Below are 26,734 nucleotides of genomic sequence, written 5' to 3'. Positions count from 1 at the left end.
GTCGCCGATGCGCATGATGAATCACCTTGCCTTGCTTATTGCGGCCTGGTGCGACGCATGCGGAAAGGTGAGGAGTCCGCGCGACGAATCAGACCGATGCACAGGACGGGACGGGGCGTGCCGACGTCTGCCATCGGAATGCCAATAGCGGGACCGGGGACCATGAGCGGCCAAAACCCGGACGTGGCGATGCCGCATCCACACCTGTGCGTGTGCTGGATTATCGTCTGGCGCAGCTGCTGCCACCAACCGCGCGAACGCTCCTTATTATAGGCGGCGAGCCGTACCGATGATTTCGCTCGATGCGGACGGAGAAAACGGGATGGGGGCCGTCGGTGCCGTGCCCGGCTAATGGGAACATGGCCCGGACAATGGAATAGGGCGGCTCCCCTATAACGAGGAACCGCCCTAATGATCGGAGCCGTTGGCCGAGGCTAGGCCTCTACGTTCGCGGCCTTCTTCTGCTTGAGGGTCTCGACGTTCTTCATGACCCTCTTATGGCCGAGGGGATAGACGAACGCGATGAACACGAACAGCAGCGTGGCGAAGAGCGCGGGCAGCAGCGTGCTGTAGGTGTAGAGGCCGCTGAGGGTGGCCTTGGACTGCACGCTGTTGGCGCCAGGCTTGTAGTTGATCCAGGTCAGGGAGACGCCTGCGAACCAACCGGCCACCGCCTGGCCCAGCTTGCGGGCGAAGGAGTAGATGGAGTAGCAGGTGGCGTCCTCACGCATGCCCTTGGTCACTTCGATGTCGTCGATCACGTCGACCACCATGGCCCAGACGATGGTGTTGAACAGGCCGATGCCGGCGTAGGCGATGATGAAGAGCACCGAGAAGATCCAGACGTTCTTGGTGCGGATCACGAACGCGATGTACATGGGCACGGCGATGAGCGCGGCGCCCGCGAGGGCGAGGGCCTTGTGGCCGAACTTGTTGCCGAGCGGGATGGCCAGCGGCGCGCACACGAAGAGCGTGATCAGCGGGCCGATGCTCATCACGCCGGAGAGCATGGACGCGGAGCGGAAGTAATCGGGATAGACGTAGTTGGCCATCTGCTGCAGGTAGAGGAAGGCCATGAGCAGGGACAGCGCGCCGAGCAGCAGGCCGATCATCGCGCGAGAGGAGACGGCGAACTTGATCATGCGGAAGACGGAGCCGATGCCGCCGCCCTTGTGGTTGTCGGAGGCGACGCGCTCGCGGGTGAGCTTGTAGCAGATCGCGTAGCAGATGATCGAGCAGATGGAGAAGATGCCGGCGACCACGGCGAAGATCTGCGAATGCTGGCCGCCGCGGATGACCTGGTTGCCGTTGGCGTCGGAGGTGTAGACGATCAGCGGGACGAGCGCGGTGACCACCATCTGGCCCATCGTGCTGCCGATGGAACGGAAGGTGGAGAGCGAGGTGCGGTCCTTGGCCTCGGGCGAGATGACGGAGGCCATGGTGCCGTAAGGAATGTTGATGCAGGAGTAGAGGATGCCCCAGAGGATGTAGGTGACATACATGTAGACGATGCGCACGATCATCGGGGAGTTGATGGTGAAGGTCTGGTACATCAGGAACGACACGATCGTGACCGGCAGGGCGATGCGCAGGATGAAGACGCGGTACTTGCCCTTCGGATGCTGCTTGGCCTTGTCCACCACGACGCCGACGGTCACGTCAGAGAAGGCGTCGACGATTCGCGCGATCAGGAAGAGCGCCGCGACGATGCCTCCGGAGATTCCCATGATCTTGGTGTAGAAGACCATCAGGAACGAGCTGGCAAGATAGAACATGAAATCATTGCCGAAATCGCCGAATGCGTAACCTATTTTGTCCCTCAAGCCAAATGGCCTGATGTTTCCTTTGATAAGAGTACTCATAAGGATTCTTCTCCTACTCAGTCGTTGAGTAAACTTCTATTGTGATACATCATCGTGTCGGGATGACAACCGAAAAGCTCGGGAATTGCCTTGACGTCATCGACGGGCCCCTTGCCTTCTGCGGTACATCAACACCATAAGTGGTAAGCGGGGAGTTGGGTTTGTTGTTGCCAAATTTTGTTTTTATGGATATTTCTATTTGGAAATGAGAGCCTTGGACGCCTGGCCGGTGCTCGTCCTCTTGATGATGTGCGTGGGCAGCATGACGGGCTTCATGTTCGGCTTGCTGGTTTTCACCGGGCAATGCAGCAGGGTGGCGATGAGTTTCTGGGCGGCCATCTTGCCGGCCATCCGGTGCGGCATGTCGATGGTCGTGAGCGCCGGTGTGGTCAGGGTGCTGATCGAGGTGTTGTCGATCCCGACCACCGAGACCTCTCCGGGAACGTTGATCTTCTTCGATTTCAGGGCGGCGATGAAGCCGATGGAGACCAGGTCGTTATAGCCCACGACCGCGGTGGTGGGGTTCTGCCGGAACGCCTCGAAGCAGCGATAGCCGCCGCTGTAGTTGGGCGAGGGGCAGGTGATGCGGTGCAGCTTCATCCGGTACTGCTTGCAGGCGATGGTCAGCGAGCGCCAGCGCATGCCGTTCTGCCAGGAGGCGTCCGGCCCGGCCAGGTAGGTGATGCCCGTGTGGCCGAGCGCATGCAGGTGGTTGACGACTTCCAGCAGGCCGATGTGGATGTCGGCGACGATGGATTGGATGCCGCGGATGGGCCGGTTGATGGTGATGACCGGCTTGATCTCGGCTATCTTGCGGGCCGAGGAGTCGGCGAGGCGCGACGAGGCGAGGATGACGCCGTCGACGTGGTTGCTGGTCTGGCGCAGGATGTCGCGCTCGAGCGGCCCGTTCTCCTCGGAGTCGAGGACCAGCAGCCCCAGTTGCTTGTCGGAGCACTCGTGCAGCACGCTTTTCACCATGCCCGCGAACACGGGGTTGGCGAGGTCGGCCACCACGATGGCGATGAGGTTGTTGAAACGCTTCGACTCCTCGGCCGGCGGGCACGAGTGTATGCGCTTGGTCCGGTATCCGAGCGCGTCGGCTATGTCGAAGATGTGCTGGGCCGTCTCGACCTTGACGCGTCCGGGTCTCGAGAATGCACGTGAAACGGTCGAGGGGGCGACGCCCGCTGCCTTCGCGACATCGCGAATTGTCGTTTCCTGAGAGTGCTGATTCGTAGCCACGATATGCCTCCTTTGGCCTTATCGTTAAATTTTAGCTTTTTCACCTTGCCTTGGTGCGGGCATGGGGGAGGGGATTGTCGATTTTGGCATCATTTGACCTGTTCGGGCTTTGTTCGGGTCTAAGACAAAACGTGGCAACTTGCCGGAGCGTTGCCAAACCGAACATATCATGAGAACCGCGATTCGATTATTTCAAAGGAGAATATATGTCATCAAGTGATAAGAAAGAAGAGGGCTGCGCGTACTGCGACGAAGGCGAGCTGCTTGACGCTTTTGGCATCAAGATCGCGCAATTGCCCGCCTCGAAACTCGTGCTGTTCAAGGAGCAAAGCCATCGCGGCCGTCTCATCGTGGCCTCCACCCATCACGTTTCCGAGATCGTCGACCTGAGCGAGAGCGAACGCAAGGCCTTCGTCGACGACATCGTGCACGTGGCCGATGCCATGCACAAGGCCCTGCACCCCGACAAGATCAACTACGGCGCCTATGGCGACGGCGGCCATCACCTCCATTGCCATCTGTGCCCGAAGTACGCCGATGACTCCTTCGAATGGGGCAGCGTGTTCGCCATGAACCCCGACAGGGTGCACCTGGACGAGGACGGATACCGTGACCTCGCCAAGCTGATCGTCGACAATCTGTGAGTTTTGAGTAGTGAAGGTCGTTCCCAACCTTGTTCCCAACGACGGGGACGGGAGAACGAGAAAGGTGAATAGAAAATGAGTTACGCACTTGATCCGAACAGGCTCCTTTCGGGAGAGCCCACCGTCGAGAAGATCGCCCGGGAGCTGTACGAGGACGTCAAGGAAATGCCGATCATCTCGCCCCACGGCCATGTGCCCGTGGAATGGTATGCCAACGATCTGCACTTCGACAACCCCACGAGTCTGTTCATCACGCCCGACCACTATGTCACGCGCAACCTGCATGCCCAGGGCGTGCAGCTGAGCGAGCTGGGCGTCAACCAGAAGCATTTCAGCGCCGAGCAGGCCAAGCACGCCTTCCATCTGATGGGCGAGCACTGGGACGCCTTCGCCGGCACCCCGATGCGCTACTGGTTCGAGGACTCGCTGGCCGGCGTCTTCGGCATCGACAAGAAGTTCGGGCCGGACACCGTCGACGAGATCTATGACGAGCTTGACGAGCTGCTCAAGTCCGACGACTTCACCACGCGCAAGCTCGTGAAGCGCTTCAACATCGAGTTCATCTCCACCACCGAGGATCCGCTCGCCGACCTGAGCACCCACGACAAGATCAATGCGGATCCCGATTTCCCGCGTGTGGCTCCCTGCTTCCGCCCCGACAAGTACCTGGAGCCCGGCCGCGCCGACTGGCCGCAGCTGGTGGCCGCGTTGGGCGAGGCCACGGGCGTGGACATCTCGACCTATGACGGCTTCTACGAGGCCATGCGCCAGCGCCGCCTCTACTTCAAGGACCACGGCGCCGTGCTCTCCGATCATTCGCACGCCGACGCGGGCACCGCGCGCCTGACCGACCAGGAGGCCCGCGCACTCTACGAGCAGGCCATGAAGGGATGCATCGGCAACGATGACGCCGACAGGCTGCGCCGTCATTTCGTCAACGACCAGGCCCGCATGGCCCAGGACGACGGTCTGGTGATGACCGTTCACCCCGCCGTCTACCGCAACTACGACTACAAGAGCTTCGTCAAGTACGGCGCCGACACCGGCTCGGACATCCCCCGCAACGTCGACTTCGCCGCCGACCTGCGTCCGCTGCTCAACGAGTACGGCAACAACCCCGACTTCCACTTCGTGGCGTTCACCATCGCCGAGACCGAGTACTCGCGTGCGCTGGGTCCGCTCGCCGGATTCTATCCCTCGCTCTATGTCGGCGCTCCCTGGTGGTTCATCGACGCCCCGGATCCGATCCTGCGCTACTTCCAGGCCACCGTGACCGCGGCCGGGTTCTCCAAGCTCTCCGGCTTCATCGACGACACGCGCGCGCTCTGCTCGATTCCGGCGCGCCACGACATGAACCGCAGGCTGACCGCGCGCTTCATCGCCTCCCTCGTCGCCGACCATCGCCTGACCATGGAGGACGGACACCGCATTGTGCGCAACGCCGTCTATGATCAGCCGCGCAAGGTCTTCAAGCTCGAGGAAGCGTGATCATGGCTGAATCCACCGATATCAAAGCACTGCACCGCGCCAGCCAGGGACGGCCGGCGGCGCCCGAGCGGATCATCCACCTGGGGCTGGGCAATTTCACCCGCGCCCACCAGGCGTGGTACACCCAGCATGCCCCCGACGCCGAGAAGTGGGGCATCGCGGGATTCACCGGCCGCGGGCCGAAGATGGAGCAGCTGCTGGACCCGCAGGACGACGTCTACACGCTGATCACCTCGGGGGCCGACGGCGATGAGTTCGAGGTGATCTCGTCGATCTCCTCCATGCACATCGGCACCGACATGGCCGCGCTGCGCGAGCGTTTCGCCGATCCGGCCACCTCCATCGTCACCTCCACGGTCACCGAGGCCGGTTACATGCGCGACCACAACGGCGACCTCGACGTTTCCAACGCCGACGTGGCCGGCGACCTGGCCAGGCTCAAGGAGGACCCGCAGGCGGAGTCGCTCACCACCATCCCGGTGCGCGTGGCGGCCGGCCTGCTCGCCCGCCGCGACGCGAAGGCGGGCCCGATCACGATCCTGCCCTGCGACAACCTCGCGGGCAACGGCAAGGCCTTCCGCAAGGTCGTCGAGCAGGCCATCGAGGGAGTCGATTCCTCGCTGCTCGACTGGACGCGCGACAACGTGGCCTGGGCCACCTCGATGGTCGACCGCATCACGCCGGCCACCACCCAGGCCGAGATCGACATCGTCGAGCAGGCCAAGGGTTGGCACGACAACGCGCCGGTGCGCACCGAGCCGTTCCGCGAATGGGTCATCGCCGGGCAGTTCCCGGGCGGACGGCCCGCGTGGGACGAGGCCGGCGCCGTCATCACCGACGACGTCACTCCCTACGAGCAGCGCAAGCTGTGGATGCTCAACGGCTCCCACTCGACGCTGGCCTATTGCGGTCCGCTGCTGGGTGTGATGACCGTGGCCGACGCCGTCAACGACCCGACCCTGCGCGGCTGGATCAACGAGTGGTGGGACCTGGCCGGGCGCTATGTCAGCGTGCCGACCGATGATTACCGCAAGCAGCTGCTGGACCGGTTCGCCAACCCGAACATCCGCCACAAGCTCATGCAGATCGCCACCGACGGCAGCGAGAAACTGCCGGTGCGCATCGTGCCCGCCGCCCGCGAGGCCCTGAAATACGGGGAATCGGTCGCGGCCCCGGCCCGTGCGGTCGCGGCGTGGATCCTGTTCCTGACGCGGTTCACCGACGAGCTCTCCGACGTCAACAAGGACGAGATCGTGCCGCTCGCCAAGGCCTGCGTGGCCTCCGACGGCAGCGTCGACCGCGAGGCGGTGAAGCATGTGGCCGCCTACCTGGACCGCGCGCTCGCCTCCTCGTCGCACTTCGTCGATGAGGTCGTCGCGCAGATCGGCGAGGTGGGCAAGGTCGCGTCCGCTCGCTGACCGGCATCCGCACCACCTTCGGAAACCAACAAGCAGACGGCGCAGGAAGCCGGAAACTGTACAACAGAAAGGAATCGATATGGCTATCGAAAAGGCCGAGGTATTCGTGACGAGCCCGGGGCGCAATTTCGTCGTCCTCAAGCTCACCACGACCGACGGGATCGTGGGGCTCGGTGACGCGACGCTCAACGGTCGCGAGCTGGTCGCCGCGGAATACCTGAAGACCATCGCCCCTGCGCTGATCGGCAAGGACGAGGACAACATCGAGGATATGTGGCAGTACCTCTACAAGGGCGCCTACTGGAAGCGCGGACCGGTGACCATGGCCGCCATCTCCGCCGTCGACGTGGCCCTGTGGGACATCAAGGGCAAGAAGCTCGGGGTGCCGGTCTACGACCTCTTAGGCGGGGCCTCCCGCAAGGGCATCCTCACCTACGCGCACGCCTCCGGCACCGACCTGCCGAGCCTGTTCGACTCGATCGACATGTACCGCGACATGGGCTTCAAGGCCACGCGCATCCAGTACGCGCTGCCCGGCATCCCCTCGACCTACGGCGTGGCGGCCTCGGCCAACGCGCAGACCGGCAAGGGCGAGAAAGGCATGCGCTACGACTACGAGCCCGCACGCCGCACCAGCGTGCCGGTCGAGGAGGTGTGGGACGCCCGCACCTACCTCAACACCATCCCCGGCGTCTTCGAGGAGGTGCGCAACAAGTACGGCAAGGACCTGATCCTGCTGCACGACTCGCACCACCGCCTGCGCCCGATCGAGGCCGCGCGCTTCGGCAAGGCCCTGGAGCCCTATGACCTCTTCTGGATGGAGGACACCACCCCCGCCGAGGAGAACCAGCAGTTCCTGCGCATCGTGCGTGAGCACACCACCACCCCGATCGCCATCGGCGAGATTATCAACTCCTGGACCGACTACATCACCCTGATCGAGGAGCAGCTCATCGACTACGTGCGTTCGGCGGTCACCCACACCGGCGGCCTCACGCACATGAAGAAGCTGATGGCCTTCGCCGAGCTCTTCGGCGTGAAGTCCGGCTTCCACGGCCCCACCGACGTCTCGCCTGTGGGCATGGCGGCGAACCTGCACCTCGACCTCGCGATCCCGAACTTCGGCATCCAGGAGTACATGAAGCACAGCGACGAGACCCTCGAGGTCTTCCACACGTCGTACACCTTCAAGGACGGCTACCTGCATCCGGGCGACAAGCCGGGCCTCGGCGTCGACTTCGATGAGAAGCTCGCGGCCAAGTATCCCTACCAGCCGGCTCCGCTGCCGGTCGACAGGCTGCTTGACGGTACCATGCACGAGTGGTGATTTTCTTGTAGCTGCCGCGTCGAAGCGAGATATGCGATGCTCGGGACACTCAAGGCCGTTCGGCCAAGCCTACGCCCGAGCATCGCATATCTCGCTCCGACGCTCTGTATAAGCGTGCTTTTTGTGAGCGGATAATGTGGGGACACTTTGGCTGAGGCGTTAAGCGGGAAGTCCTGTGGACTTCTCGTAGCCGAAGTGAGCGCGATGTATCGAGCGCGAAGGCGAAATCTTTGATTTTGTTCGGCCAAGCCTACGCCCGAGCATCGTATATCTCGCTCCGACGCTCTGTATAAGCGTGCTTTTGGTGAGCGGGTAAATAGGTAATGGGTATGGAGGGTGTGGCGTGACTGGACGACGCGATGAGGGGTCGGAGCCGCTGTGCATCGTGGTGATGGGGGTGTGCGGCACGGGCAAGACGACGCTGGCGGTTCAGCTGGCGAAGCGGCTCGGCTGGCCGTATGCGGAGGCCGACGACTTCCATCCCCAGGCCAATATCGACAAGATGGCCTCTGGGCAGCCCCTGAACGACGACGACCGGTGGCCGTGGCTGCGTGCCCTGCGCGACTGGATCGGCGAGCAGGCCGCCACCGGCCATTCGACGTTGGTGACTTGTTCGGCCCTCAAGCGCGCCTACCGCGACGTGCTGCGGCAGGCCAGGGCACGCGTGTGTTTCGTCGAGCTCGACCTGGACGAGGAGGACCTGCGCGAGCGGATGGCCCAGCGCGACCATTTCATGCCCGTCTCCCTGCTGCGTTCCCAGCTGGACACCCTGGAGCCCCTGGACGCCGACGAGGACGGGTTCAGGCTCCTGTCGAACGCCAGCCCCGAGGAGCTCGCGGACATCGTCCTGAAGCGACTCCGCTGAGCATATGGCGGTTGGAAAGCCACGATGAGGATATTCTTGTGGTCCCTTGCATCGCTGGAACCACCAGGGCGGTCGCGCGTGGGCCGGGAGGCTTGCGCCGATCGCCGATATGGCCGCTGTCGAGGTCAGCGTTTCGACCGAGACGGAAGCCTTCCCGATGGGGGAGACACCTTTACTCCTGTTTGGTGTCTCCCTCTTTCCGTCTTGTTGCCAGCATCCCGCCGCCTCCCGTCAATCACGCGCGGCATAATGGAGGCATGACTGAAAACGCTACTGATTCAAGACCTGAACTGCCCAAGGACGTCCGTGTGCGCTTCTGCCCGTCGCCCACCGGCACCCCGCATGTCGGCATGGTGCGCACCGCCCTCTTCAACTGGGCCGAGGCCCGCCACACGCACGGCACCTTCGTCTTCCGCATCGAGGACACGGACAACGAGCGCGATTCCGAGGAGAGCTACAACCAGATCATCGAGGCCCTGAACTGGCTCCATATCGACTGGGACGAGGGCATCGACGTCGGTGGCCCCGACGGCCCGTACCGCCAGTCCGAGCGCGGCGACATCTACCGCGATGTCGCCCAGAAGCTGCTCGACGCCGGCTATGCCTACGAATCCTATTCCACCTCCGACGAGATCAAGGAGCGCAACCTCGCCGCCGGCCGTCCCGCCGCGTTCGGCTACGACGGCTACGACCGCAACCTCACCGACGAGCAGAAGGCCGCCTTCCGCGCCGAGGGTCGCAAGCCCGCGCTGCGCATCAGGATGCCCGACGAGGACATCGCCTTCGACGACCTCATCCGCGGCCACATCGAGTTCAAGGCCGGCAGCGTGCCCGACTACGTCATCGTGCGCCCCAACGGCGACCCGCTCTACACGCTCACCAATCCCGTCGACGACGCCATGATGCGCATCAACGTGGTGCTGCGCGGCGAGGATCTGCTGAGCTCCACCCCGCGCCAGGTCGTGCTCTACCGATACCTCATCAAGATCGGTGTGGCGAAGGAGATGCCGCTCTTCGGCCACATGCCCTACGTGATGGGCAAGGGCAAGAAGAAGCTTTCCAAGCGCGATCCGGAGTCCAACCTCTTCCTGCACCGCGACAACGGCTTCATCCCCGAAGGCCTGCTCAACTACCTGGCGCTGCTCGGCTGGTCGATCGCGCCCGACCGCGACGTCTTCAGCATGGACGAGATGGTCGAGAAGTTCGACATCCGCGACGTGAAGGCCAACCCGGCCCACTTCGACATCGACAAGGCCATCTCCATCAACGCCGAGCACATCCGCATGCTCGAGCCCCAGGACTTCCTCGACCGCTCCGTGCCCTATCTGCACCGCGACGGCGTGGTCTCCGCCGATTCCTGGGATGGCCTCACCGACCGCGAACGCACGGTTCTGACCGCCGCCGCGCCGCTGGTCCAGCCTCGCGTGCGCCTGCTGGGCGAGGTGGCCGGCATGGTCGGCAGCCTGCTGAGCGACGACGAGTACATCGCCCCAGCCGACGACGCCAAGAAGCAGCTCAAGGACTCCGCGCCCGAGGTACTCGATAAGGCCATCGCCGCGCTTTCCGAGGTCGCCGACGCCGACTGGAAGACCGACAGCCTGCATGAGACGCTCACCAAGGCGCTCGTTGAGGACGGTGGCTACAAGCCGCGCCTGGCGTTCGGCCCGGTGCGCGTGGCCATGTCCGGCCGCCGCGTCTCCCCGCCGCTTTTCGAATCCATGGAGATCGTCGGCAAGCCGCTGACCCTCGCCCGCCTCAAGGGTCTGCGCGCCCACCTGTGAGGCGAAGGCCTCCGTTTGCGCCGGCGGGCAAAGCCGGCAAGCGTTCCCAAGAGTCCGTGTACCGACAGGACCGAGAAATCGTCCGTCGGCAAACGGGCTCTTGCCATACGCAGGGTCCTGTTTCTCAACTGTTCATGTCTGCCCCAGTGAAGAAACCGCATCCTGCGGCCGCCAAGATTCCGTTTCTTCACTGACATAGTGTGGGTCGGTGGGGAAACGGGGTCGTGGGTGCGCCGTGGCGCGGTTTTCGGCGGTGTGGTGCGGTTCCGCAATCCCCGATCCGGGGCGGAACACGCCGAGTTGCGTTTATCCGCAACTTCATATAGACTTCTTTTTTGTTGCCTTGGGAAGGGCAGCAGATAAGTTAAGCCTCCATCGTCTAGCGGTCTAGGACTACGCCCTCTCACGGCGCCAACACCGGTTCAAATCCGGTTGGAGGTACGAAGTGCTATAGTTGTCAATCGGCTACGGCACCAAGCCAATTGGGGTATGGTGTAATTGGCAACACGGCTGATTCTGGTTCAGTTGTTCTTGGTTCGAGTCCAGGTACCCCAGCAAAGATGCGGAGCCTCGTGGCCTTACGGTTGCGAGGCTTTCTTGTTTCACAAGGAACGGTATTGGCGAGAGGTTGTACGATGACTGAACATTCTCTGACGAACAAGAACGCCCTCTCGCGCCCGCGCATACAGCCGGCCCATGATTGGGACACCCGTCCCGTCTCCGTCTCCGCCCGCCTCGGGCGCCTGCAGTTCCACGAGTCCGGCAAGTTCCGCGTGCTCGTCGCCGCCGACATCCAGGACGGTCCGAAGGTCAACGGCGACACCATCAAGCTGCTGACCGCCTCGCTCGACGCCGTGCGCCCCGACATCGTCATCTTCACCGGCAACCAGATCGCCGGCTACGACAAGGCCTACGACCCCACCTTCCGCAAGCGCACCTGGACCCCGCAGAAGTGGTCCATCGGTTCGCAGGCCGCCAGCCTGCGCGACGAGCGCCTGGAGCACACCCGCGACCTGGTGCGCAAGTCCATCGCGCAGGTCGTCACGCCGCTCAACGAGCGCGGCATCCCCTGGGCGGTGACCTACGGCAACCACGATTTCCAGTGCGGGCTGAGCTGTGCCGAGCTCGACGCCATCTACCGCGAGTTCCCCGGCTGCCTCAACCCCGAGCCCGCCGCGGCCCATTCCGAGCGTCCGCGCAAGCAGCCCGGCAGCGGTCTGCCCGACCAGCCCATCTACGCCTGCGAGCCCGGCACCTTCGCGCTGCCGGTCAGCGACGTCGACCACAAGGGCACGGTGCTGGGCCTGGTGCTCTGCAATTCCGGAGACTACGGCAGGCTCGGCGGCTACGGCGCCCCCACGCCCGGCGCGCTCGGCTTCCTCAAGGCGGTGCCCGGGCTCATCGACGCGAAATCCATGGTCTTCCAGCACATCCCGGTGCCGCAGTACTACGAGCTGCTCAAGGAGGTGCCGGCCACCGCCGCGCACGCCGTCGAAGGCTACCGCAACTACGCCGGGCACAACTATGTGATCGACGAGACCAAGACCCAGCCGGGCAGTTTCCTGGGGGAGGGCGTGAGCTGCCCCGACAGCGACACCGGCGAGTTCGGCATCCTCAAGGCCTCCGAGGGCTACTTCGCGCTGCTCGCGGCCCACGACCACCGCAACCGCTTCGTCGGCTCCACGCAGGGCCTCACCCTCGTCGCCACGCCGACCTGCGGGTTCGGCTCATACGGCCCGGCTCCGGCCCAGCGCGCGACCAGGCTCGTGGAGTTCGACATCCGCCACCCGCACAACCCACGCACCCAGTTGCTGGAATACGGTGAGCTGGTGGGCAAGCCCGGATCGCACAAGGCCTATACCTACGCGCTCAACGACGCCCCCGACGCCGCCGAGGAGGGCACGAACCTGCTGCGCCGCCCCAAGCTGATCGCCCAGCTGCTGCGCAGGATGCACCTGCGTAAATAGGACGAATGGCAAGCGACCTGATGCGGTCACTTGCCATTCATCGAAGATGGGGCGGCGAGCCCGAGAATCCGGTGCTCAGCGCCCGGCGCTCGCCTTGATCAGCGCGTTGGTGAGATATTTGCCGCCGGCCATCACGAACGGCGCGTAACGGCGGCCGGGGGTCGGGCCCATGCGCCCGGACGGCCCGGAAATCGAGATGGCGGCGATGACCTGCCCGGAGGCGTTGCGGATCGGGGCGGAGACGGAGCAGACGCCCTCCTCACGCTCGTTGACCGAATCGGCCCAGCCGCGCCGACGCACGGAGGCCAGGGTGGACGTGGTGAATTTCGAATGGCGCAGCCCCTGGTGCAGGCGTTCCTGGTCCTCCCAGGCCACGAGGATCTGCGCGGCGCTGCCCGCGTGCATGGAGAGCATGGCGCCCACGGGGATGGAATCGTGCAGGCCCGAGGCGCGCTCCACGGCGGCGATGCAGACGCGCTGCTCGCCCTGCCGGCGGTAGATCTGCGCCGACTCGCCCGTGCGGTCGAGCAAAGTCTGCAGGATCGGCCCGGCGGCGCTCAGTAGGCGGTCCTCGCCGGCAGCCGCGGCCAGTTCGGCGAACCGGGAGCCGAGCACGAAGCGCCCATGCTGGTCGCGCAGCACGAAACGATGGCGTTCCAGCGCGATGGCGAGACGGTGCGCGGTCGGGCGCGCAAGCCCCGTGGCGGCCACGAGCTGGCCGAGTGTGGATGGCCCGCTTTCCAGGGCCTCGAGAATGCGAACGGTCTTATCGAGGACGCCGACGCCGGAGTGAATCTCCTCATCGTGGGGGACGTCGTTGACGATTGATTTGCTGCGTTGCGCTGGCACGGCATGAGTTCGCCGCGCTGCCGTTGGGTCCTTCGATGGTGAGTTCATACGCAATTATTATACAGACGGCGAGTTCGTCTCATATGCCGAAACGCCGATAAAACCTGTTTCGGGCGGTTTTACGGCAGGTGAAATCACTATCGTCTCATATTTTGAACGTTTTATGTCCACATTGTTGAACGGCACCGATACTCGGAACTACATCGGACCACGAAATCCGCGTGGTTCCCCAGCTCGGGAAGCGGCCCGAAAACCGACGAAGGAGGTCGTATGGTAAGCACATTGGCGCAAAAGGTCTGGGCGGACCACCTGGTCTACCAGGGCAAGGACGGTGCCCCGGACCTGCTCTACATCGACCTCATGCTCATGCACGAGGTCACCAGTCCACAGGCGTTCGAGGGCCTGCGACTGGCCGGGCGCAAACCGCGCCACACCGACCTGCTGATCGCCACCGAGGACCACAACACCCCGACCTTCAACATCGACAAGCCCAACCCCGACAAGGTCTCCGCCAAGCAGCTTTCCACCCTTGAGCGCAACTGCAGGGAGTTCGGCGTGCGACTGCATCCGCTGGGCGACGCCGACCAGGGCATCGTCCATGCCTTCGCGCCCAACCTGGGGCTCACCCAGCCGGGCATGACCATCGTCTGCGGCGACTCGCACACCTCCACGCACGGCGCGTTCGGGGCGCTCGCCTTCGGCATCGGCACCTCGGAGGTCGAGCACGTCATGGCCACGCAGACCCTGTCGCTGAAGCCGTTCAAGACCATGGCCGTCAACGTCGATGGCAAGCTGCCCCGTGGCGTCACCGCCAAGGACATCATCCTGGCCATCATCGCCAAGATCGGCATCGGCGGCGGGCAGGGCCACGTCATCGAATACCGCGGCGAGGCCATCCGTTCGCTGTCTATGGACGCGCGCATGACCATCTGCAACATGTCCATCGAGGCCGGCGCCCGCGCGGGCATGATCGCCCCCGACCAGACCACCTTCGACTACCTCAAGGGTCGTCCGCACGCGCCCACCGGCGAGATGTGGGAGAAGGCCGTGGCCTACTGGAAGACGCTCAAGACCGACGACGACGCGACCTTCGACAAGGAGGTCACCATCAACGCCGCCGACCTCGCGCCCTACGTCACCTGGGGCACCAACCCCGGCCAGGGCTCGCCGATCACCGCCGACGTGCCCGACCCGGCCGGCATCGCCGACGCCGAGCAGCGCCGGTCGGTCGAATCGGCGCTGGACTACATGGGCCTCAAGCCCGGCACGCCGCTCAAGTCGATCCCGGTGGACACCGTGTTCATCGGCTCCTGCACCAACGGCCGCATCGAGGACCTGCGCGCCGCCGCCTCGGTGATGAAAGGCCACCACAAGGCCAAGTCCATCCACCGCGTGCTCGTGGTGCCCGCCTCGTCGCGCGCCCGCCTGCAGGCCGAGAAGGAGGGGCTCGACAAGGTCTTCAAGGACTTCGGGGCCGAATGGCGCAACGCCGGCTGCTCGATGTGCCTGGGGATGAACCCGGACAAGCTGGTGCCGGGCGAGCGCTCGATCTCGACCTCCAACCGCAACTTTGAGGGGCGTCAGGGCAAGGGCGGTCGCACGCACCTGTCCTCGCCGCTGGTCGCCGCCGCCACCGCCATCCGCGGCACCATCTCCAGCCCGGCCGACCTCTGAGCGGCCGCCCGCTTCCGCCGGCGGGACGTCGCTTCGGCTGACGATGCGACGACCGGCCTCATTGACGAAAAAGTCGGCGCCGCGGGCAATGGCATTGGATTACCGGAACATACGTGATAAGAAGGAACGATTATGGAAAAGCTTACTGTGGTGAGCGGCGTGGGCGTGCCGCTTCGCCGATCGAACGTCGACACCGACCAGATCATCCCGGCCGTCTTTTTGAAGCGCGTGACCAAGACGGGCTTCGAGGACGCGCTGTTCTACGCGTGGCGTCGCGACCCGGATTTCGTGCTCAACAGGTCCGAGTACGCCAAGGGCAAGGTGCTGGTAGCCGGCCCCGACTTCGGCATCGGCTCCTCGCGCGAGCATGCGGTGTGGGCGCTCAAGGACTACGGGTTCAGGGTGGTCATCAGCCCGCGCTTCGCCGACATCTTCTATGGCAACACCGCCAAGAACGGCGTGCTGGCGGCGGTCATGCCGCAGGAGAGCGTCGAGCTGCTCTGGAAGCTTCTGGAGGAGGAGCCCGGTCGTCCGATGACTGTGGACCTAGGGGAGCGTACGGTGACCTGCGGCGACGTGACGCTGCCCTTCGAGGTCAACGACTACACGCGCTGGCGCCTGATGAACGGCTATGACGACATCGACCTGACGCTGCGGCACGAGGACGACATCGCCGCCTACGAGAAGATGCGCGCCGAGCGCTTCCCCTTCAAGCCCAAGACCCTCCCGGCCCTCCACGCCCCCGAAGAGCCCGTCGCCTCCGCCCCCGAGGTCGAGGTTAATTGGGCAGGACCGATAAATGCATAGCCCTGTGGGCTATGCATCGGTCCTGCGCGAGCGGAATCGCTCGCCAATGTTGAGCCCGTCCCTTTAGGGACGGTCCCTAATTGCGGGACAGGGCCGATAGATGTGCGCCTGGCTACCTATGTCGTGTTCGTGCACGCAGCGCCATTCGCAAAGTGATGGTTTGTCCCGAAAGGGACGGTCTCTGATTGCAGGACCGGGACCGATAGGTGTGCGTCCGGCCACCCATGTCCTGGCTGTGCACGCCGAGCCAGCATCAAGGCACTGAGTCATCTTCCGCCAATACACCCAATCGCACGGACCCGGTCCCTCATAACCGGTACCGTGCGATTGAATTCACCAGTAACAACGGTTCACCAAGGCGTCCTTCCCGATCTCGCCTGGCGGTCGGAACTTCCTGGGCCCATACCCAATAATATTTTGCCTCTCGGCTCCCATTCACCTACCATCCGAAACATTCTCCCCAACCGCCCCGCAATAGTGGTATCCAGCAGCCGTGACGCGGCCCGATAACTTATATGGGAACGGACATTCAATGCGCTTGGGCAGCATGATGGAGGAGTCGTTATGGCCGACGCGGTGGTTCTGATCAATACCGAGTCCGACAAGACCGCCGAGGCGGCGCGCAAGATCGTCGAGATCGACGGCGTCACCCGGGTCTACTCCGTGGCCGGCGACGTCGATCTGGTCGCCCCGGTCCACACCGCCGGGTTCGACCGGCTAGCCGAGGTCATCCCCGGCAAGATCGCGGCCGTCGAGGGCGTGGCCACCACCCAGAACCTGATGGCCTTCCGCCAATACTCCGCCAAGGACGCCGCCGCCTTCGACCTCGGCATGGACTGAGCGCGAACGATACTGTCGCGCCGGAGGTGTCGCATTATCCGCTCGCGGCGCATTTCGGTCCCACTTCACGCGGCCCTCACAACACCTATGGCACACTGGGGGTAACCAGCCCGAAGCCGGCATCCGTATTGGCATTATTGGTGCGCTTGGGTAGCATGGTGATGACGACGCAAGAGGAGGTCTCATGGCCGAAGGAACACAGGACGTACTGCATGTCGAGGGCGGCAAGCCCCTGCACGGCACGATCAAGGTACGTGGCGCGAAGAATTTCGTAAGCAAGGCGATGGTGGCGGCGTTGCTCGCCCCGGGCGTCTCGGTGCTGCGCAACGTCCCGGAGATCCGCGACGTGCATGTGGTCTCCGACCTGCTGCGCCTGCACGGCGCGAGCGTCGATTTCGACGGCAAGTCCGGCGAGCTGAAGATCGACGCCACCAACGTGCGCCTGGCCGATGTGGCCGACGTCGACACGCTGTCCGGCTCCTCGCGCATCCCGATCCTTTTCTCCGGCCCGCTGCTGCACCGCCTGGGCGAGGCGTTCATCCCGCAGCTCGGCGGCTGCAACATCGGCGGCCGTCCCATCGACTTCCATCTGGAGACCCTGCGCAAGCTCGGCGCCAACGTCGACAAGGAGCATGAGCATGGCATCCACATCACCGCGCCCGACGGCCTGCACGGCGCGAAGATCCACCTGCCCTATCCTTCCGTCGGCGCCACCGAGCAGACCCTGCTCGCCGCGGTGCAGGCCGAGGGCAAGACCGAGCTTTCCGGCGCGGCCACCGAGCCCGAGATCATGGACCTGGTCGCCGTGCTGCAGAAGATGGGCGCGATCATCTCCGTGGACGTCGACCGCACCTTCCGCATCGAGGGCGTGAAGGAACTCAAGGGCTTCACCCACACCGCGCTGACCGACCGCATCGAGGCCGCCAGCTGGGCCTCGGCCGCTCTGGCCACCCACGGCGACATCTTCGTTCGTGGCGCCACGCAGCCCGAGATGATGACCTTCCTCAACGTCTACCGCAAGATCGGCGGCGAGTTCGACGTCACCGACGAGGGCATCCGCTTCTGGCATCCGGGCGGGGACCTCAAGCCCGTGGCCATCGAGACCGACGTGCACCCCGGCTTCATGACCGACTGGCAGCAGCCGCTCGTCGTGGCGCTCACCCAGGCCAATGGCCTCTCGATCGTGCATGAGACCGTCTACGAGAACCGCTTCGGCTTCACCAAGCCGCTGGTGGCCATGGGCGCGACCATCCAGCTCTACCGCGAGTGCCTGGGCAGCCTGCCGTGCCGCTTCCAGCAGCGCAACTACAAGCATTCCGCCGTCATCTTCGGACCCACCCCGCTCACCGGCCGCGACATCGACGTGCCCGATCTGCGCGGCGGCTTCAGCCACCTGATCGCGGCGCTGGCGGCCAAGGGGCCCTCGAACGTGCAGGGCATCAGCCTGATCGACCGTGGCTACGCCGATTTTCGCGGCAAGCTCGCCGCGCTGGGCGCCGACATCGACTGAGTCGCACACACTAACTCGAGAAACAAAAAAGAGACCTTGGAATTCCTTGGCCTCTTTTTTCATTCGCCAGTTACTGTGTGCGTGAAAGCGCAGACACGTCTCGATCCCCGTCGAAATCAAGGAAGACCGGGGCGGAGAGCAGGACCATCGCAGCGATGCCGGCGGCGCTCAGCCAGGTGGGCCATTGGGCCGGCAAGCGGTCGTAGGCGAGTCCGTAGGCCAGCTGTCCGAAGGGCTGGGCGGCGGTGACGAAGCTGGAGAGCAGCGCGAGCACTTTGCCACTGAGCGCCTGCGGGGTGGCCAGCTGGATGGCGGGCACGCTGGCGAGGTTGGTGAAGGCGGCGGCGACGGTGCTGCCGCACATCGAGACGACGACGATGGCGAGCTTGGCGCCGTTGGCGACCGGCAGGACGAAGGCGACGCCACAGGGGACGATGGTGGCGGCCAGCGCCAGGCAGGTGGCGGGGAAGCGCTCGATGGAAAGACGCGCGGCGAAGGCGCCGGCGGCGAACGCGCCGGCGGCGAACGCACCCAGCAGTCCGGCTGCGCCGACCAGTCCGTCGCAGGTCCCGTACGCCGTGGCGCCGAAGCCGAGGACGTTGCGCACCATGTAGGGGAAGCCGACGCCGGAATAGCCCGCCGTGAAGAAGTTGAGCAGCGTGGCGGTGGCCATGAGCCTGAGGATGTTGGGCCTCTCGCGGGTGAGGAAGCGCCAGGCGGCCTTGGCGTCGTCGAACGGTGTGGGCTGCGGCGGCCGGGCGGGGCTTTGCCTGGGCAAAGCGGTGGATTCTGAGGTTCCGGGAGTGGCAATCGATGGTGCCGTCTGTGCCGTCTCGGATGGTTCGAATTGGCATTCGCCGGCTCTCGGATCGCCGAGTCTCAGGAAGCATTCGCCCGTCGTGGCCGCCGCGAAGCAGGCGACAGTGATCAGCATCGTCGGCTTGATGCCCACGGCCGCATAGAAGATGCCGCCGATGAACGAGGGGAGCAGCGAGGCGAGCTGCTGCACCTGGTTGACCACCGCCATGCCCCGGCGCAGCAGCCCCTCGTCCCCGGTCCCCACAATCTGGGGGAGCGCGGCCTGCACGGTGGGCGTCTCGAAGGCGTCGAGCACCGCGAGGACGACCATGAGCGCGCCGACCGCCACGATGTTGAAGGACTTGTGCGATTCGAAATAGAGCGTCGCGGCCAGGGTCGCCAGCGCGGAGAGCGCGTCCAGGCCGACCATGATCGTCCGGCGGTTGACGCGGTCGGCCATGATGCCGCCGAGGGGCGAGCAGACGATGGTCGGGACGATGGAGACAGCGAGCAGCGAGGCGAAGGTCGTCGCTGACCCGGTCGCGTCGAGCGTCCACATCGACATCGCGAAACGCAGCGTCATGTTGCCGAACAGCGAGACGCCGAGCCCGGCGACGAGCAGGACGAAATTCGGCGTCAGCAGAGGGGAGCGCTGCCGGGAACCGTTGATGGCGGCGGGAGTGAGTCGTGTCATGTGTTCGTGCTTTCTCTTTATAATACCGACCGGCGGTATGTAAATAAGGCAATGATGAGTTGATGTGTATTCGGATGGTCGGTTTCGAGCAGCCTATTGTCGTTGGCGAATTTCCATGGATCGTCTCGAATCGGTTTGAGTTCAGATGAAGCCGTCGCCGCGGTTATCCGTTTGTTTCCTGCTCTTTTGCGGCGTCGTGCCTCCGCATCGAATCATGCGCGATAAGTCATGGTGGACGGCGACTGGCGACCTGGACGCATCGGTGACGAACGGCCTGCCCCGGATCGTGTGCCGGGTCATCGTGGAGAGGTGCCGGTCGCCGAGCGGCGTGGCAGCGTCTTGTTCGGGGGGGGGTGCCGGCATGCGGATGGTTTATGTCGCCGATGCCGTCTGCGGTCGCAATCGCTTTGGGCCATGTCCCGTGCCGATAATCGATGGTGCGTCGAGCGTCGTGTCCTTCGCTTTGTAGTGGCATCTCATCGCACGGATGGGTTTTCATCGCTCCGCTGCTTCCGCATGGCCGTTGCGCCGCCCGCTTGCCTCGATCATGGCCATGACGGCCTCGGCGAGGTTGCCGGTGAGCTCGTCGTCGAAGACGTGCAGGCCCAGCGCGCCGAGCATGGCGCCGATGCAGGCGATGCGCTCGCGCAGTTCGCCGGCCATGGTCGACGCCGTTGCGGGGTAGACGGAGGGCACCAGCCAGAGGTTGGGCAGCAGCGCCAGCATCTGCGCCGCCTGCTGCGGGTGGTCGGTGGCGATGGAGCCGTCCTCCAGCCCCTCGTCGATGAACCGGCGCCATTGGGTGGGCAGCCGCTGCGCCCAGAAGACGATGTTGTCGCGCAGGATCTGCGGGTCGGCGAGACTCGGGGCGAACATGCCGGTGATCCTCATGTGCTCCAGCGCCTCGTCGTCGGTCCACAGGTATTCGTGGATCTTCTCCAGGCCGGTGAGGTCGTCGCGCTCGGCGATCTGGTCGAAGCGGGCCATGGTCTTGGCGTTGTCGCGCCGGCCGATGGCCTCCAGGATGGCCTGCTTGGAGTCGAAATGGTGGTAGATGGCCCCTTTCGACAGGTCACCGAGCTCGTTGAGGATGTTCTTGATGGAGGTGTGCTCGTAACCGTCGCGCAGGAAGAGCTTCTGCGCGGCGTCGAGGATGCGGCGTTCGGTGATCTCGGGGTGAGCGTTGCGGGCCATGGCGTTCTCCTTGCTTTCGGCGCTCTCGGTCGCGGCAGGGATGGTGTCGTGTGGGGGCGAGTCGTATGGACCATTATACATACCAACGGTCGGTATGGGCAAGCGAGCGGGGTGTCAGCGAACTGACGCACACACTAACTCGAGAAACGAAAATCGACCCCAATGATTCCAAGGGGTCGATTTTCATAAGTGCCGTTAGTGTGTGCGTCCCATGGCGAAATCGTGACGTTGCGGCCTTGCGGCACAATGGAGGCATGACTTCCAAGGGAAAACCGTCGCCGCGCTCGGCCGTCAAGCCGCTCAGCGACGAGCAGGTGAGGCTGCTGGACCAGCGCCATCACCTCGTCGATCCGACCTATTATTGCCCGACCGGCCCGCGCCAGGTCAACGAGGCGGAGATCGAGGCGCAGAATCCGAAGGCGACCAAGCGACTGCTGGACGCGGTCTCGCTCGTGCTGCGCCAGCACAGCAAGGTGCGCGCCTGGGGCCTGGAGCGCGTGCCGGAGACCGGCCCGTTCATCACCGCCGCCACGCACGTGACGATGTACGACGTGTTCGTGCCGATGGACGCGCTCTTCCACATGGGCCGTCGCCCGCGCTACATGGCCAAGGCCGAGATGGCGCACTGGCCGGTGATCGGCAAGTGGTTCCAGCTGGTGGGCATGCAGCCGGTGCCGCGCCGCTCCGGCAAGGCCCGCGCCATCGAAAGCGAATCGATCAACATCCTCACCTCCGGCCGTCCGCTGACCATCTGGCCGGAAGGCACCCTCTCGCGCGACCCGCTCAAATGGCCGATGAGCCTCAAGAACGGGGTGGGCGTCATCGCCCTCGAGTCCTCGCGCCGCCTGGGCCATCAGGTGCCGCTCTACCCGTCGGTCACCTGGGGGGCGGCGAGCATCAACCATTGGCTGCCCTACCCGCGCAAGAACGTGGTGATGTGCTTCGACGAGCGGCTGGACTACGCCGACCTGCTTGCCAGCCAGGGCACGTGGGGCGAGGAGCCGCCCAAGGAGCTGGCCGACGAGCTGGCCACGCGCGTGCGTGAGCGCATGGAGGTCGTGATGGCCGAGATCCGTGGCGAGGAGCCTCCCGCGGAAGGCTATTGGGACTACGCGACGATGAGCCGCAAGCCCCGCCGAAACGGGCGGTCGGAACGGGCATGAGCGGGTCGGTGCGTGCGGTCGGATTTTGGCGTCCGGGACGCACGCGCTACCGTTGGTACAAACGATATGACGAATAAAGGGCGGAACCTATGAACATTGCGGTACTCGGAGCCGGCGCGTGGGGCACGGCGTTCGGCCAGGTGCTTGCCGACGCCGGCAACCAGGTGACCATGTGGGCCCGCGAGCCACAGATCGTGGCGGACATCCGCGACCATCACCGCAACGGGGTCAGGCTGCCGAGCGTCGAGCGATTGCCGGAGACCATGACCGCCACCGGCGACCGTGCCGAAGCGGTGCGCGGCGCGAAGGTCGTGGTGGTGGCCATCGCCGCCCAGCACGCCCGCGAGGCGCTGGAGGCGTTCAGGCCGCTCATCGCCGGCGACGCCGTGGTCGTCTCGCTGATGAAGGGCATCGAGCATGCCACCGGCAAGCGCATGGACGAGGTCGTGCGCGAGGCGCTGGACCTGCCACAGGAGCGCTTCGCCGCGGTCTCCGGGCCGAACCTGAGCCGCGAGGTCGCCGACCGGCAGCCGGGCGCCACCGTGGTGGCCTGCGCCAGCATCGACAACGCCCGCCTGGTGGCCGAGGCTTGCTCCACCGACTATTTCAAGGCATACGTCACCACCGATGTCATCGGCGTGGAGATGTGCGGGTCGCTCAAGAACGTGGTGGCGCTCGCCGTCGGCATGTCACGCGGCGCCGGCTACGGCGAGAACACGGCCGCCATGATCCAGACGCGCGGGCTGGTGGAGCTGAGCGCCCTGGGGCAGGCCGCGGGCGCGCAGGCCAGGACCTTCTCCGGGCTCGCCGGCGTGGGCGATCTGATCGCCACCTGCGGCTCGCCGCTGAGCCGCAACTACACCTTCGGCGCGAACCTGGGGCGCGGCATGAGCGTTGACGAGGCCACGCAGGCGAGCAACGGCGTGGCCGAGGGCGTGGCGACCGTGGGCGCCGTGGTGCGCATGGGCCGGCGGCTCGGCGTGACCACACCGCTGGCGAAGGCGATGGACGACGTGCTCGAGCATGGCCTGGGCTGCGGGCAGATGATCGCCGAGTTCCTCGGCGGCGGGGTCACCGAGGAATAAAACGTTCCAGACCGGGCCAAGGCCCATCCGCCGGGTGGCGGCGCCGTTGTGCATCGGCTTGGTGAAAGAGACGGCGATTGCCGGGCGCGTTCGCCATGGGCGAGTAGGCTTTCCCTGTAGATTCTCAATCGGAAAACGAAGGCGAAGCGAGGAATGATGCGCAGAAAACGTGTGGCGGTATTGTATGGCGGGAAAGCCGACGAGCATTCGATTTCCTGCATTTCCGCCGCCGGGGTGCTGGCTGCCATGGACATGGAACGTTTCGAGCCTGTGCCGATCGGCATCACCAAGGCCGGCGAATGGGTCATGGGCGGCCAGGATCCGCGCGATTTCGACGTTGCCGACGGCGCCATGCCCGTGGTCGATGACGGCGAGGACGCCATGCCCGTCGTGCTCGACATGGCCCGTGGCAACAACGGTTTCTTCGTGCGCCATCCCGACGGCTCGCTGGCCTCGCTGGGCTTCATCGACGTCGTGTTCCCCGTGCTGCATGGCCCGTTCGGCGAGGACGGCACCGTGCAGGGGCTGCTTGAGATGATGGGCGTGCCCTACGTCGGCTGCGGCGTCTTCGCGTCGGCCGCGTGCATGGACAAGGTGTTCACCAAGGTGCTGCTGCGCGCCGCAGGCATCCCCGTCACCCCCGACGTCACCGTCGACACCCGTGACTTCGACCCTGCCGACCGGTTCGCCGCCGACGCCAAGGCCGTGATGGACCAGATCGCGGCCAAGGGCTTACGCTATCCGCTCTTCGTCAAGCCGTCGCGTGCGGGCTCGAGCTTCGGGGTCACCAAGTTGGAGCGCGAAGGCGACGCCGGAGAGCTCGCCGCCGCGCTCTACGAGGCGTCGCACCACGATTGGAAGGTGCTGGTCGAGCAGGGCGTCGACGGCCGTGAGATCGAGTGCGGGGTGCTCGCTCCGGTGGAGGGCGAGACCGCGAAGGCCAGCCAGCCCGGTGAGATCGTGCTCGACCACCGTGCCGCCGGCGGCGACCAGTTCTATGATTTCGACAGCAAATACACCGACGCCGGGGCCTCGCACGTCGAGGCGCCCGCCCATTTGCCCCAGGAGACCCTCGAGCAGGTGCGCGCAATCGCGGTGAAGGCGTTCAAGGCCGTCGACGGCGCCGGACTTTCGCGCGTCGATACGTTCGTGACGCCGAAGGGCGAGGTGATGGTCAACGAGATCAACACCATGCCCGGGTTCACGCCGATCTCCATGTATCCCAAGGCATGGGAGGCCAGTGGTATCAGCTATGCCGAGCTGATCGGCAAGCTCATCGACGGCGTGGCGCGTTAGATTCGCGGGTTGCGCCACCGAGACTGGGTGGCGGAGCGCGATGGCCGGAAGGTCGTGGGGAACCGACCGGCCAAGCCGAGAAGGAAAGGTCAAGTGTCAATATGAATGACGACAACCAGGCGAAGGGCCGCGACGACGCGGCACTGGAGACGTCGGCGCCGCACCAGGAGGGGCAGGGCGGCATCTCCGCGCCGTTCGGCATCGAGGACGTCACCTGGCCCCTCGCTTCTTCGGACGCGCATGGCACCGATGGAGCGCAGGCGCGGCCTGCACAGGAGCGGCCGGCGGCCGATGGGCGCATGGGCGACGGCCGGCAGGATGGGGTCAAGCCGGAGGAGGGGCAGTCGGCCTGGTCTCAGAGCTCTGATGGGGCGTCAGGGCAAGGTACGGTCTCCGGAGTGCCGTCGCCGGAAAGCCAGTTGCCCGAGGGTCATTCGGTCGCGGGTTCCGACCTCGGCGCTTCGCCGTCCGAGAGCCGGCCATTCGAAGGTACATCGGCCAATGCGCCGTCCACCGAAGACACTTCGACCGGCGCGTCGCCGTCCGAGAGCCGGTATGATAGCCAATCCGCCGCGCAGGAGGCCGGCTCCCGGCAGCAGGCTCCGCAACAGGACATCGAGTACGATCAGGACCCATACGGCTCGCAGCGGCCGCTGGATCAACCGCAGAACGGATCATTGCTACCTCGGTCCTCCGACCAGCAGTGCGATTGGGCAGTGCGGGCTTCGGCGCAACCTTACGGTGTCCAGCAGCCTGGTGGCCAGCAGCCTGCGGACCAGTCATTCAACTACCGGCAGCAGCCTGCCGCACAGGCATATGGCTACCAGCCGGCGATGCAGCAGCAGCCAGTGGCGCAGCCGTATGAGTATCGGCAGCCGATGGCCCAGCCGTATGCCTACCAGCCCCAGCCGGCGCCGCAGCAGTATGGTGACGTTCAGCAGGCTCCCGGCCAGCTCGCCGGCCAGCCGCAACCCGCGCCCCAGCCGGCCTACCAGCAGCCGGTCCAGTGGATACCGGCCTGCCAGCCCGCCTACCAGCAGCTGGTCCCCGGCCAGCAGCCCGGCCCGTGGCAGCAATACCCGCAGCCTGCCTACCAGCAGCCCGCTTTCCAGCAGCAGTACCCGCAGCAGCCCGTCGCGCCCGGCTATGTGCCGTTCAGCCCTGGCGGACGCATCTCCGGCAAGCAATGGCGCATGATCTACCAGTCCCGCCCGGACTGGCCCCGACTGGCGCACTGGGTCAACGTGGTGCGCAAGCGCTTCTCCCGCGTGGGCCTGGCGCTGGCCATGGTGATGGTGGTCTGGAACCTCCTGGCCATCGCCGTCAGCGTGGTGGTGGACGCGTTCGCGCCCGGCGCCAAGCTGCCCCAATGGGCCACGTTCCTCGCCGGCAACGGCCCTCTCTACCTGGTCGCGATCCCGCTCTCCGTGCTCGTGTTCCGCACGCGGCCGACGGTCAGGCGCAAGCCCGGCAAGATGAGCCTGCGCATGTTCCTGGCCGCCATGGCCATCACCTTCCCGGTCTCCTACGTCGGCAATTGGATCGGCAATATCCTTTCGAGCATGTTCTCGAACGGCCAGGCCAAAAGCAGCATCAACGAGATGATGGAAGCCATGGACCCGGTCACCCTGCTGCTCACCACCGTCATCATCGGCCCGATCTTCGAGGAATGGCTCTTCCGCCGTCTGCTCATCGACCACATCCAGCAGTACGGCGAGGTGACGGCGATCGTGGTCTCGGCGACCGCCTTCGCGCTCTTCCACGGCAACCTCTTCCAGTTCTTCTACGTCTTCGGCTTCGGCCTGATCGAGGGCTACGTCTACGTGCGCACGGGCAAGCTGCGCTATACGATCGCCATGCACATGACCTATAACTTCTGCGGCGGATTCCTGCCCGAGATGGCGCTCTCCGCCATGGGCTCCGAGGCCAGCAAGGCCATCTCCGACGGATCCTCCGACGCGATCGAGAAGCTGATCGTCTCGGGCCACGGCGGCGAGCTGGTGCCCATCCTGCTCTACGCGGCCTTCAACATGATCATGATCGTCGTCGGCATCGTGGTGGCGATCGTCAACCGCAAGAAGATCGTGTTCTACCGCACGCCCGGGGAGCTGCCGAAGGGCATGCGCGCCAGAACGGTGCTCGGCAACGTCGGCGTCAACATCTTCATCGTGCTGTGCGCCTTGGAGATGATACTCGCCCTGTTCGTGCGCTGAGCGGCCGTTACAGGCCG

At 65.0% G+C, this 26,734-nt stretch carries 20 protein-coding genes and 2 tRNA genes; 17 read left to right on the top strand and 5 right to left on the bottom strand.

Annotation, left to right across the window (positions count from 1 at the left end):
* Positions 1-434: 434 nt before the first annotated feature.
* Positions 435-1,823 (bottom strand): MFS transporter, encoded by a 1,389-nt coding sequence (locus PT282_RS06940; RefSeq protein WP_277168795.1) that lies wholly within the window; start codon positions 1,821-1,823, stop codon positions 435-437.
* 234 nt (positions 1,824-2,057) lie between these two features.
* A complete protein-coding gene (locus tag PT282_RS06935; RefSeq protein WP_277168794.1) occupies positions 2,058-3,104 on the bottom strand; it encodes a LacI family DNA-binding transcriptional regulator in 1,047 nt (348 codons plus the stop codon).
* A gap of 206 nt (positions 3,105-3,310) precedes the next feature.
* Here PT282_RS06935 and PT282_RS06930 point away from each other — a divergent pair, with 206 nt between their 5' ends.
* From PT282_RS06930 to PT282_RS06890, 9 genes are all read left to right on the top strand, one after another.
* Positions 3,311-3,748, top strand: coding sequence for an HIT family protein (locus PT282_RS06930; protein ID WP_277168793.1), 438 nt, complete (start codon positions 3,311-3,313; stop codon positions 3,746-3,748).
* 75 nt (positions 3,749-3,823) lie between these two features.
* Positions 3,824-5,236 (top strand): glucuronate isomerase, encoded by a 1,413-nt coding sequence (gene uxaC / locus PT282_RS06925; RefSeq protein ID WP_277168792.1) that lies wholly within the window; start codon positions 3,824-3,826, stop codon positions 5,234-5,236.
* 2 nt (positions 5,237-5,238) lie between these two features.
* On the top strand, positions 5,239-6,654 hold the full coding sequence (locus PT282_RS06920; RefSeq protein WP_277168791.1) for a mannitol dehydrogenase family protein: 1,416 nt from the start codon (positions 5,239-5,241) through the stop codon (positions 6,652-6,654).
* A gap of 79 nt (positions 6,655-6,733) precedes the next feature.
* Positions 6,734-7,981 carry a D-mannonate dehydratase ManD gene (manD, locus tag PT282_RS06915; RefSeq protein WP_277168790.1) on the top strand — a complete coding sequence of 416 codons (1,248 nt, stop codon included), beginning with the start codon at positions 6,734-6,736 and terminating at the stop codon, positions 7,979-7,981.
* Positions 7,982-8,324: 343 nt separating this feature from the next.
* Entirely contained in the window at positions 8,325-8,846 is a 522-nt protein-coding gene (locus tag PT282_RS06910) for a gluconokinase (RefSeq protein WP_277168789.1), read from the top strand.
* A gap of 257 nt (positions 8,847-9,103) precedes the next feature.
* Entirely contained in the window at positions 9,104-10,627 is a 1,524-nt protein-coding gene (gene gltX, locus PT282_RS06905) for a glutamate--tRNA ligase (RefSeq protein WP_277168788.1), read from the top strand.
* 368 nt (positions 10,628-10,995) lie between these two features.
* Positions 10,996-11,068, top strand: a tRNA-Glu gene (locus tag PT282_RS06900).
* Positions 11,069-11,110: 42 nt separating this feature from the next.
* Positions 11,111-11,182, top strand: a tRNA-Gln gene (locus tag PT282_RS06895).
* 80 nt (positions 11,183-11,262) lie between these two features.
* Positions 11,263-12,594, top strand: a complete 1,332-nt coding sequence (locus PT282_RS06890) for a metallophosphoesterase (protein ID WP_277168787.1) — start codon at positions 11,263-11,265, stop codon at positions 12,592-12,594.
* Between the two features lie 75 nt (positions 12,595-12,669).
* On the opposite strand, the gene PT282_RS06885 is transcribed toward PT282_RS06890, so the two are convergent.
* A complete protein-coding gene (locus PT282_RS06885; protein WP_277168786.1) occupies positions 12,670-13,491 on the bottom strand; it encodes an IclR family transcriptional regulator in 822 nt (273 codons plus the stop codon).
* Positions 13,492-13,713: 222 nt separating this feature from the next.
* Here PT282_RS06885 and leuC point away from each other — a divergent pair, with 222 nt between their 5' ends.
* From leuC to murA, 4 genes are all read left to right on the top strand, one after another.
* Entirely contained in the window at positions 13,714-15,117 is a 1,404-nt protein-coding gene (gene leuC, locus PT282_RS06880; RefSeq protein ID WP_277168785.1) for a 3-isopropylmalate dehydratase large subunit, read from the top strand.
* 132 nt (positions 15,118-15,249) lie between these two features.
* A complete protein-coding gene (gene leuD / locus PT282_RS06875) occupies positions 15,250-15,924 on the top strand; it encodes a 3-isopropylmalate dehydratase small subunit (RefSeq protein ID WP_277168784.1) in 675 nt (224 codons plus the stop codon).
* Between the two features lie 564 nt (positions 15,925-16,488).
* Positions 16,489-16,764: an Lrp/AsnC ligand binding domain-containing protein gene (locus tag PT282_RS06870; RefSeq protein WP_277168783.1), complete on the top strand. Its 276-nt coding sequence runs from the start codon at positions 16,489-16,491 to the stop codon at positions 16,762-16,764.
* A gap of 184 nt (positions 16,765-16,948) precedes the next feature.
* Entirely contained in the window at positions 16,949-18,274 is a 1,326-nt protein-coding gene (murA, locus tag PT282_RS06865) for a UDP-N-acetylglucosamine 1-carboxyvinyltransferase (protein ID WP_277168782.1), read from the top strand.
* A 70-nt stretch (positions 18,275-18,344) separates the two neighbouring features.
* Here murA and PT282_RS06860 read toward each other — a convergent pair whose 3' ends face one another.
* Together PT282_RS06860 and PT282_RS06855 are read right to left on the bottom strand one after the other, a co-directional pair.
* Positions 18,345-19,766 (bottom strand): MFS transporter, encoded by a 1,422-nt coding sequence (locus PT282_RS06860; RefSeq protein ID WP_277168781.1) that lies wholly within the window; start codon positions 19,764-19,766, stop codon positions 18,345-18,347.
* A 495-nt stretch (positions 19,767-20,261) separates the two neighbouring features.
* Positions 20,262-21,041 (bottom strand): TetR/AcrR family transcriptional regulator, encoded by a 780-nt coding sequence (locus PT282_RS06855; protein WP_277168780.1) that lies wholly within the window; start codon positions 21,039-21,041, stop codon positions 20,262-20,264.
* Between the two features lie 173 nt (positions 21,042-21,214).
* Here PT282_RS06855 and PT282_RS06850 point away from each other — a divergent pair, with 173 nt between their 5' ends.
* The 4 genes from PT282_RS06850 (at position 21,215) to PT282_RS06835 (ending at position 26,717) form a co-directional block, all read left to right on the top strand.
* Positions 21,215-22,123: a 1-acyl-sn-glycerol-3-phosphate acyltransferase gene (locus PT282_RS06850; protein ID WP_277168779.1), complete on the top strand. Its 909-nt coding sequence runs from the start codon at positions 21,215-21,217 to the stop codon at positions 22,121-22,123.
* 89 nt (positions 22,124-22,212) lie between these two features.
* The gene (locus PT282_RS06845) at positions 22,213-23,208 is read left to right on the top strand and encodes an NAD(P)H-dependent glycerol-3-phosphate dehydrogenase (protein WP_277168778.1); all 996 of its coding nucleotides are present in this window, start codon (positions 22,213-22,215) and stop codon (positions 23,206-23,208) included.
* Positions 23,209-23,364: 156 nt separating this feature from the next.
* The gene (locus PT282_RS06840; protein WP_277168984.1) at positions 23,365-24,504 is read left to right on the top strand and encodes a D-alanine--D-alanine ligase family protein; all 1,140 of its coding nucleotides are present in this window, start codon (positions 23,365-23,367) and stop codon (positions 24,502-24,504) included.
* Positions 24,505-24,605: 101 nt separating this feature from the next.
* Positions 24,606-26,717 (top strand): type II CAAX prenyl endopeptidase Rce1 family protein, encoded by a 2,112-nt coding sequence (locus PT282_RS06835; protein ID WP_277168777.1) that lies wholly within the window; start codon positions 24,606-24,608, stop codon positions 26,715-26,717.
* Positions 26,718-26,734: the final 17 nt, after the last annotated feature.

Origin of the sequence: Bifidobacterium sp. ESL0763 (genome assembly GCF_029433395.1) — a bacterium.
GTDB lineage: Bacteria > Actinomycetota > Actinomycetes > Actinomycetales > Bifidobacteriaceae > Bifidobacterium.
The sequence above is the reverse complement of the archived record's forward strand: the minus strand, read 5'-3'. Positions and strand labels throughout refer to the sequence as shown.

What these genes read in the sequence shown, in the direction of transcription:
- PT282_RS06845 (WP_277168778.1), top strand. Translation starts at nt 22,213, where the DNA reads ATGAACATTGCGGTACTCGGAGCCGGCGCGTGGGGCACGGCGTTCGGC.
- PT282_RS06930 (WP_277168793.1), top strand. Translation starts at nt 3,311, where the DNA reads ATGTCATCAAGTGATAAGAAAGAAGAGGGCTGCGCGTACTGCGACGAA.
- manD (WP_277168790.1), top strand. Translation starts at nt 6,734, where the DNA reads ATGGCTATCGAAAAGGCCGAGGTATTCGTGACGAGCCCGGGGCGCAAT.
- gltX (WP_277168788.1), top strand. Translation starts at nt 9,104, where the DNA reads ATGACTGAAAACGCTACTGATTCAAGACCTGAACTGCCCAAGGACGTC.
- PT282_RS06870 (WP_277168783.1), top strand. Translation starts at nt 16,489, where the DNA reads ATGGCCGACGCGGTGGTTCTGATCAATACCGAGTCCGACAAGACCGCC.
- leuC (WP_277168785.1), top strand. Translation starts at nt 13,714, where the DNA reads ATGGTAAGCACATTGGCGCAAAAGGTCTGGGCGGACCACCTGGTCTAC.
- PT282_RS06860 (WP_277168781.1), bottom strand. Translation starts at nt 19,766, where the DNA reads ATGACACGACTCACTCCCGCCGCCATCAACGGTTCCCGGCAGCGCTCC.
- PT282_RS06920 (WP_277168791.1), top strand. Translation starts at nt 5,239, where the DNA reads ATGGCTGAATCCACCGATATCAAAGCACTGCACCGCGCCAGCCAGGGA.
- PT282_RS06840 (WP_277168984.1), top strand. Translation starts at nt 23,365, where the DNA reads ATGCGCAGAAAACGTGTGGCGGTATTGTATGGCGGGAAAGCCGACGAG.
- PT282_RS06850 (WP_277168779.1), top strand. Translation starts at nt 21,215, where the DNA reads ATGACTTCCAAGGGAAAACCGTCGCCGCGCTCGGCCGTCAAGCCGCTC.
- PT282_RS06890 (WP_277168787.1), top strand. Translation starts at nt 11,263, where the DNA reads ATGACTGAACATTCTCTGACGAACAAGAACGCCCTCTCGCGCCCGCGC.
- uxaC (WP_277168792.1), top strand. Translation starts at nt 3,824, where the DNA reads ATGAGTTACGCACTTGATCCGAACAGGCTCCTTTCGGGAGAGCCCACC.
- PT282_RS06835 (WP_277168777.1), top strand. Translation starts at nt 24,606, where the DNA reads ATGAATGACGACAACCAGGCGAAGGGCCGCGACGACGCGGCACTGGAG.
- leuD (WP_277168784.1), top strand. Translation starts at nt 15,250, where the DNA reads ATGGAAAAGCTTACTGTGGTGAGCGGCGTGGGCGTGCCGCTTCGCCGA.
- PT282_RS06855 (WP_277168780.1), bottom strand. Translation starts at nt 21,041, where the DNA reads ATGTATAATGGTCCATACGACTCGCCCCCACACGACACCATCCCTGCC.
- murA (WP_277168782.1), top strand. Translation starts at nt 16,949, where the DNA reads ATGGCCGAAGGAACACAGGACGTACTGCATGTCGAGGGCGGCAAGCCC.
- PT282_RS06885 (WP_277168786.1), bottom strand. Translation starts at nt 13,491, where the DNA reads ATGAACTCACCATCGAAGGACCCAACGGCAGCGCGGCGAACTCATGCC.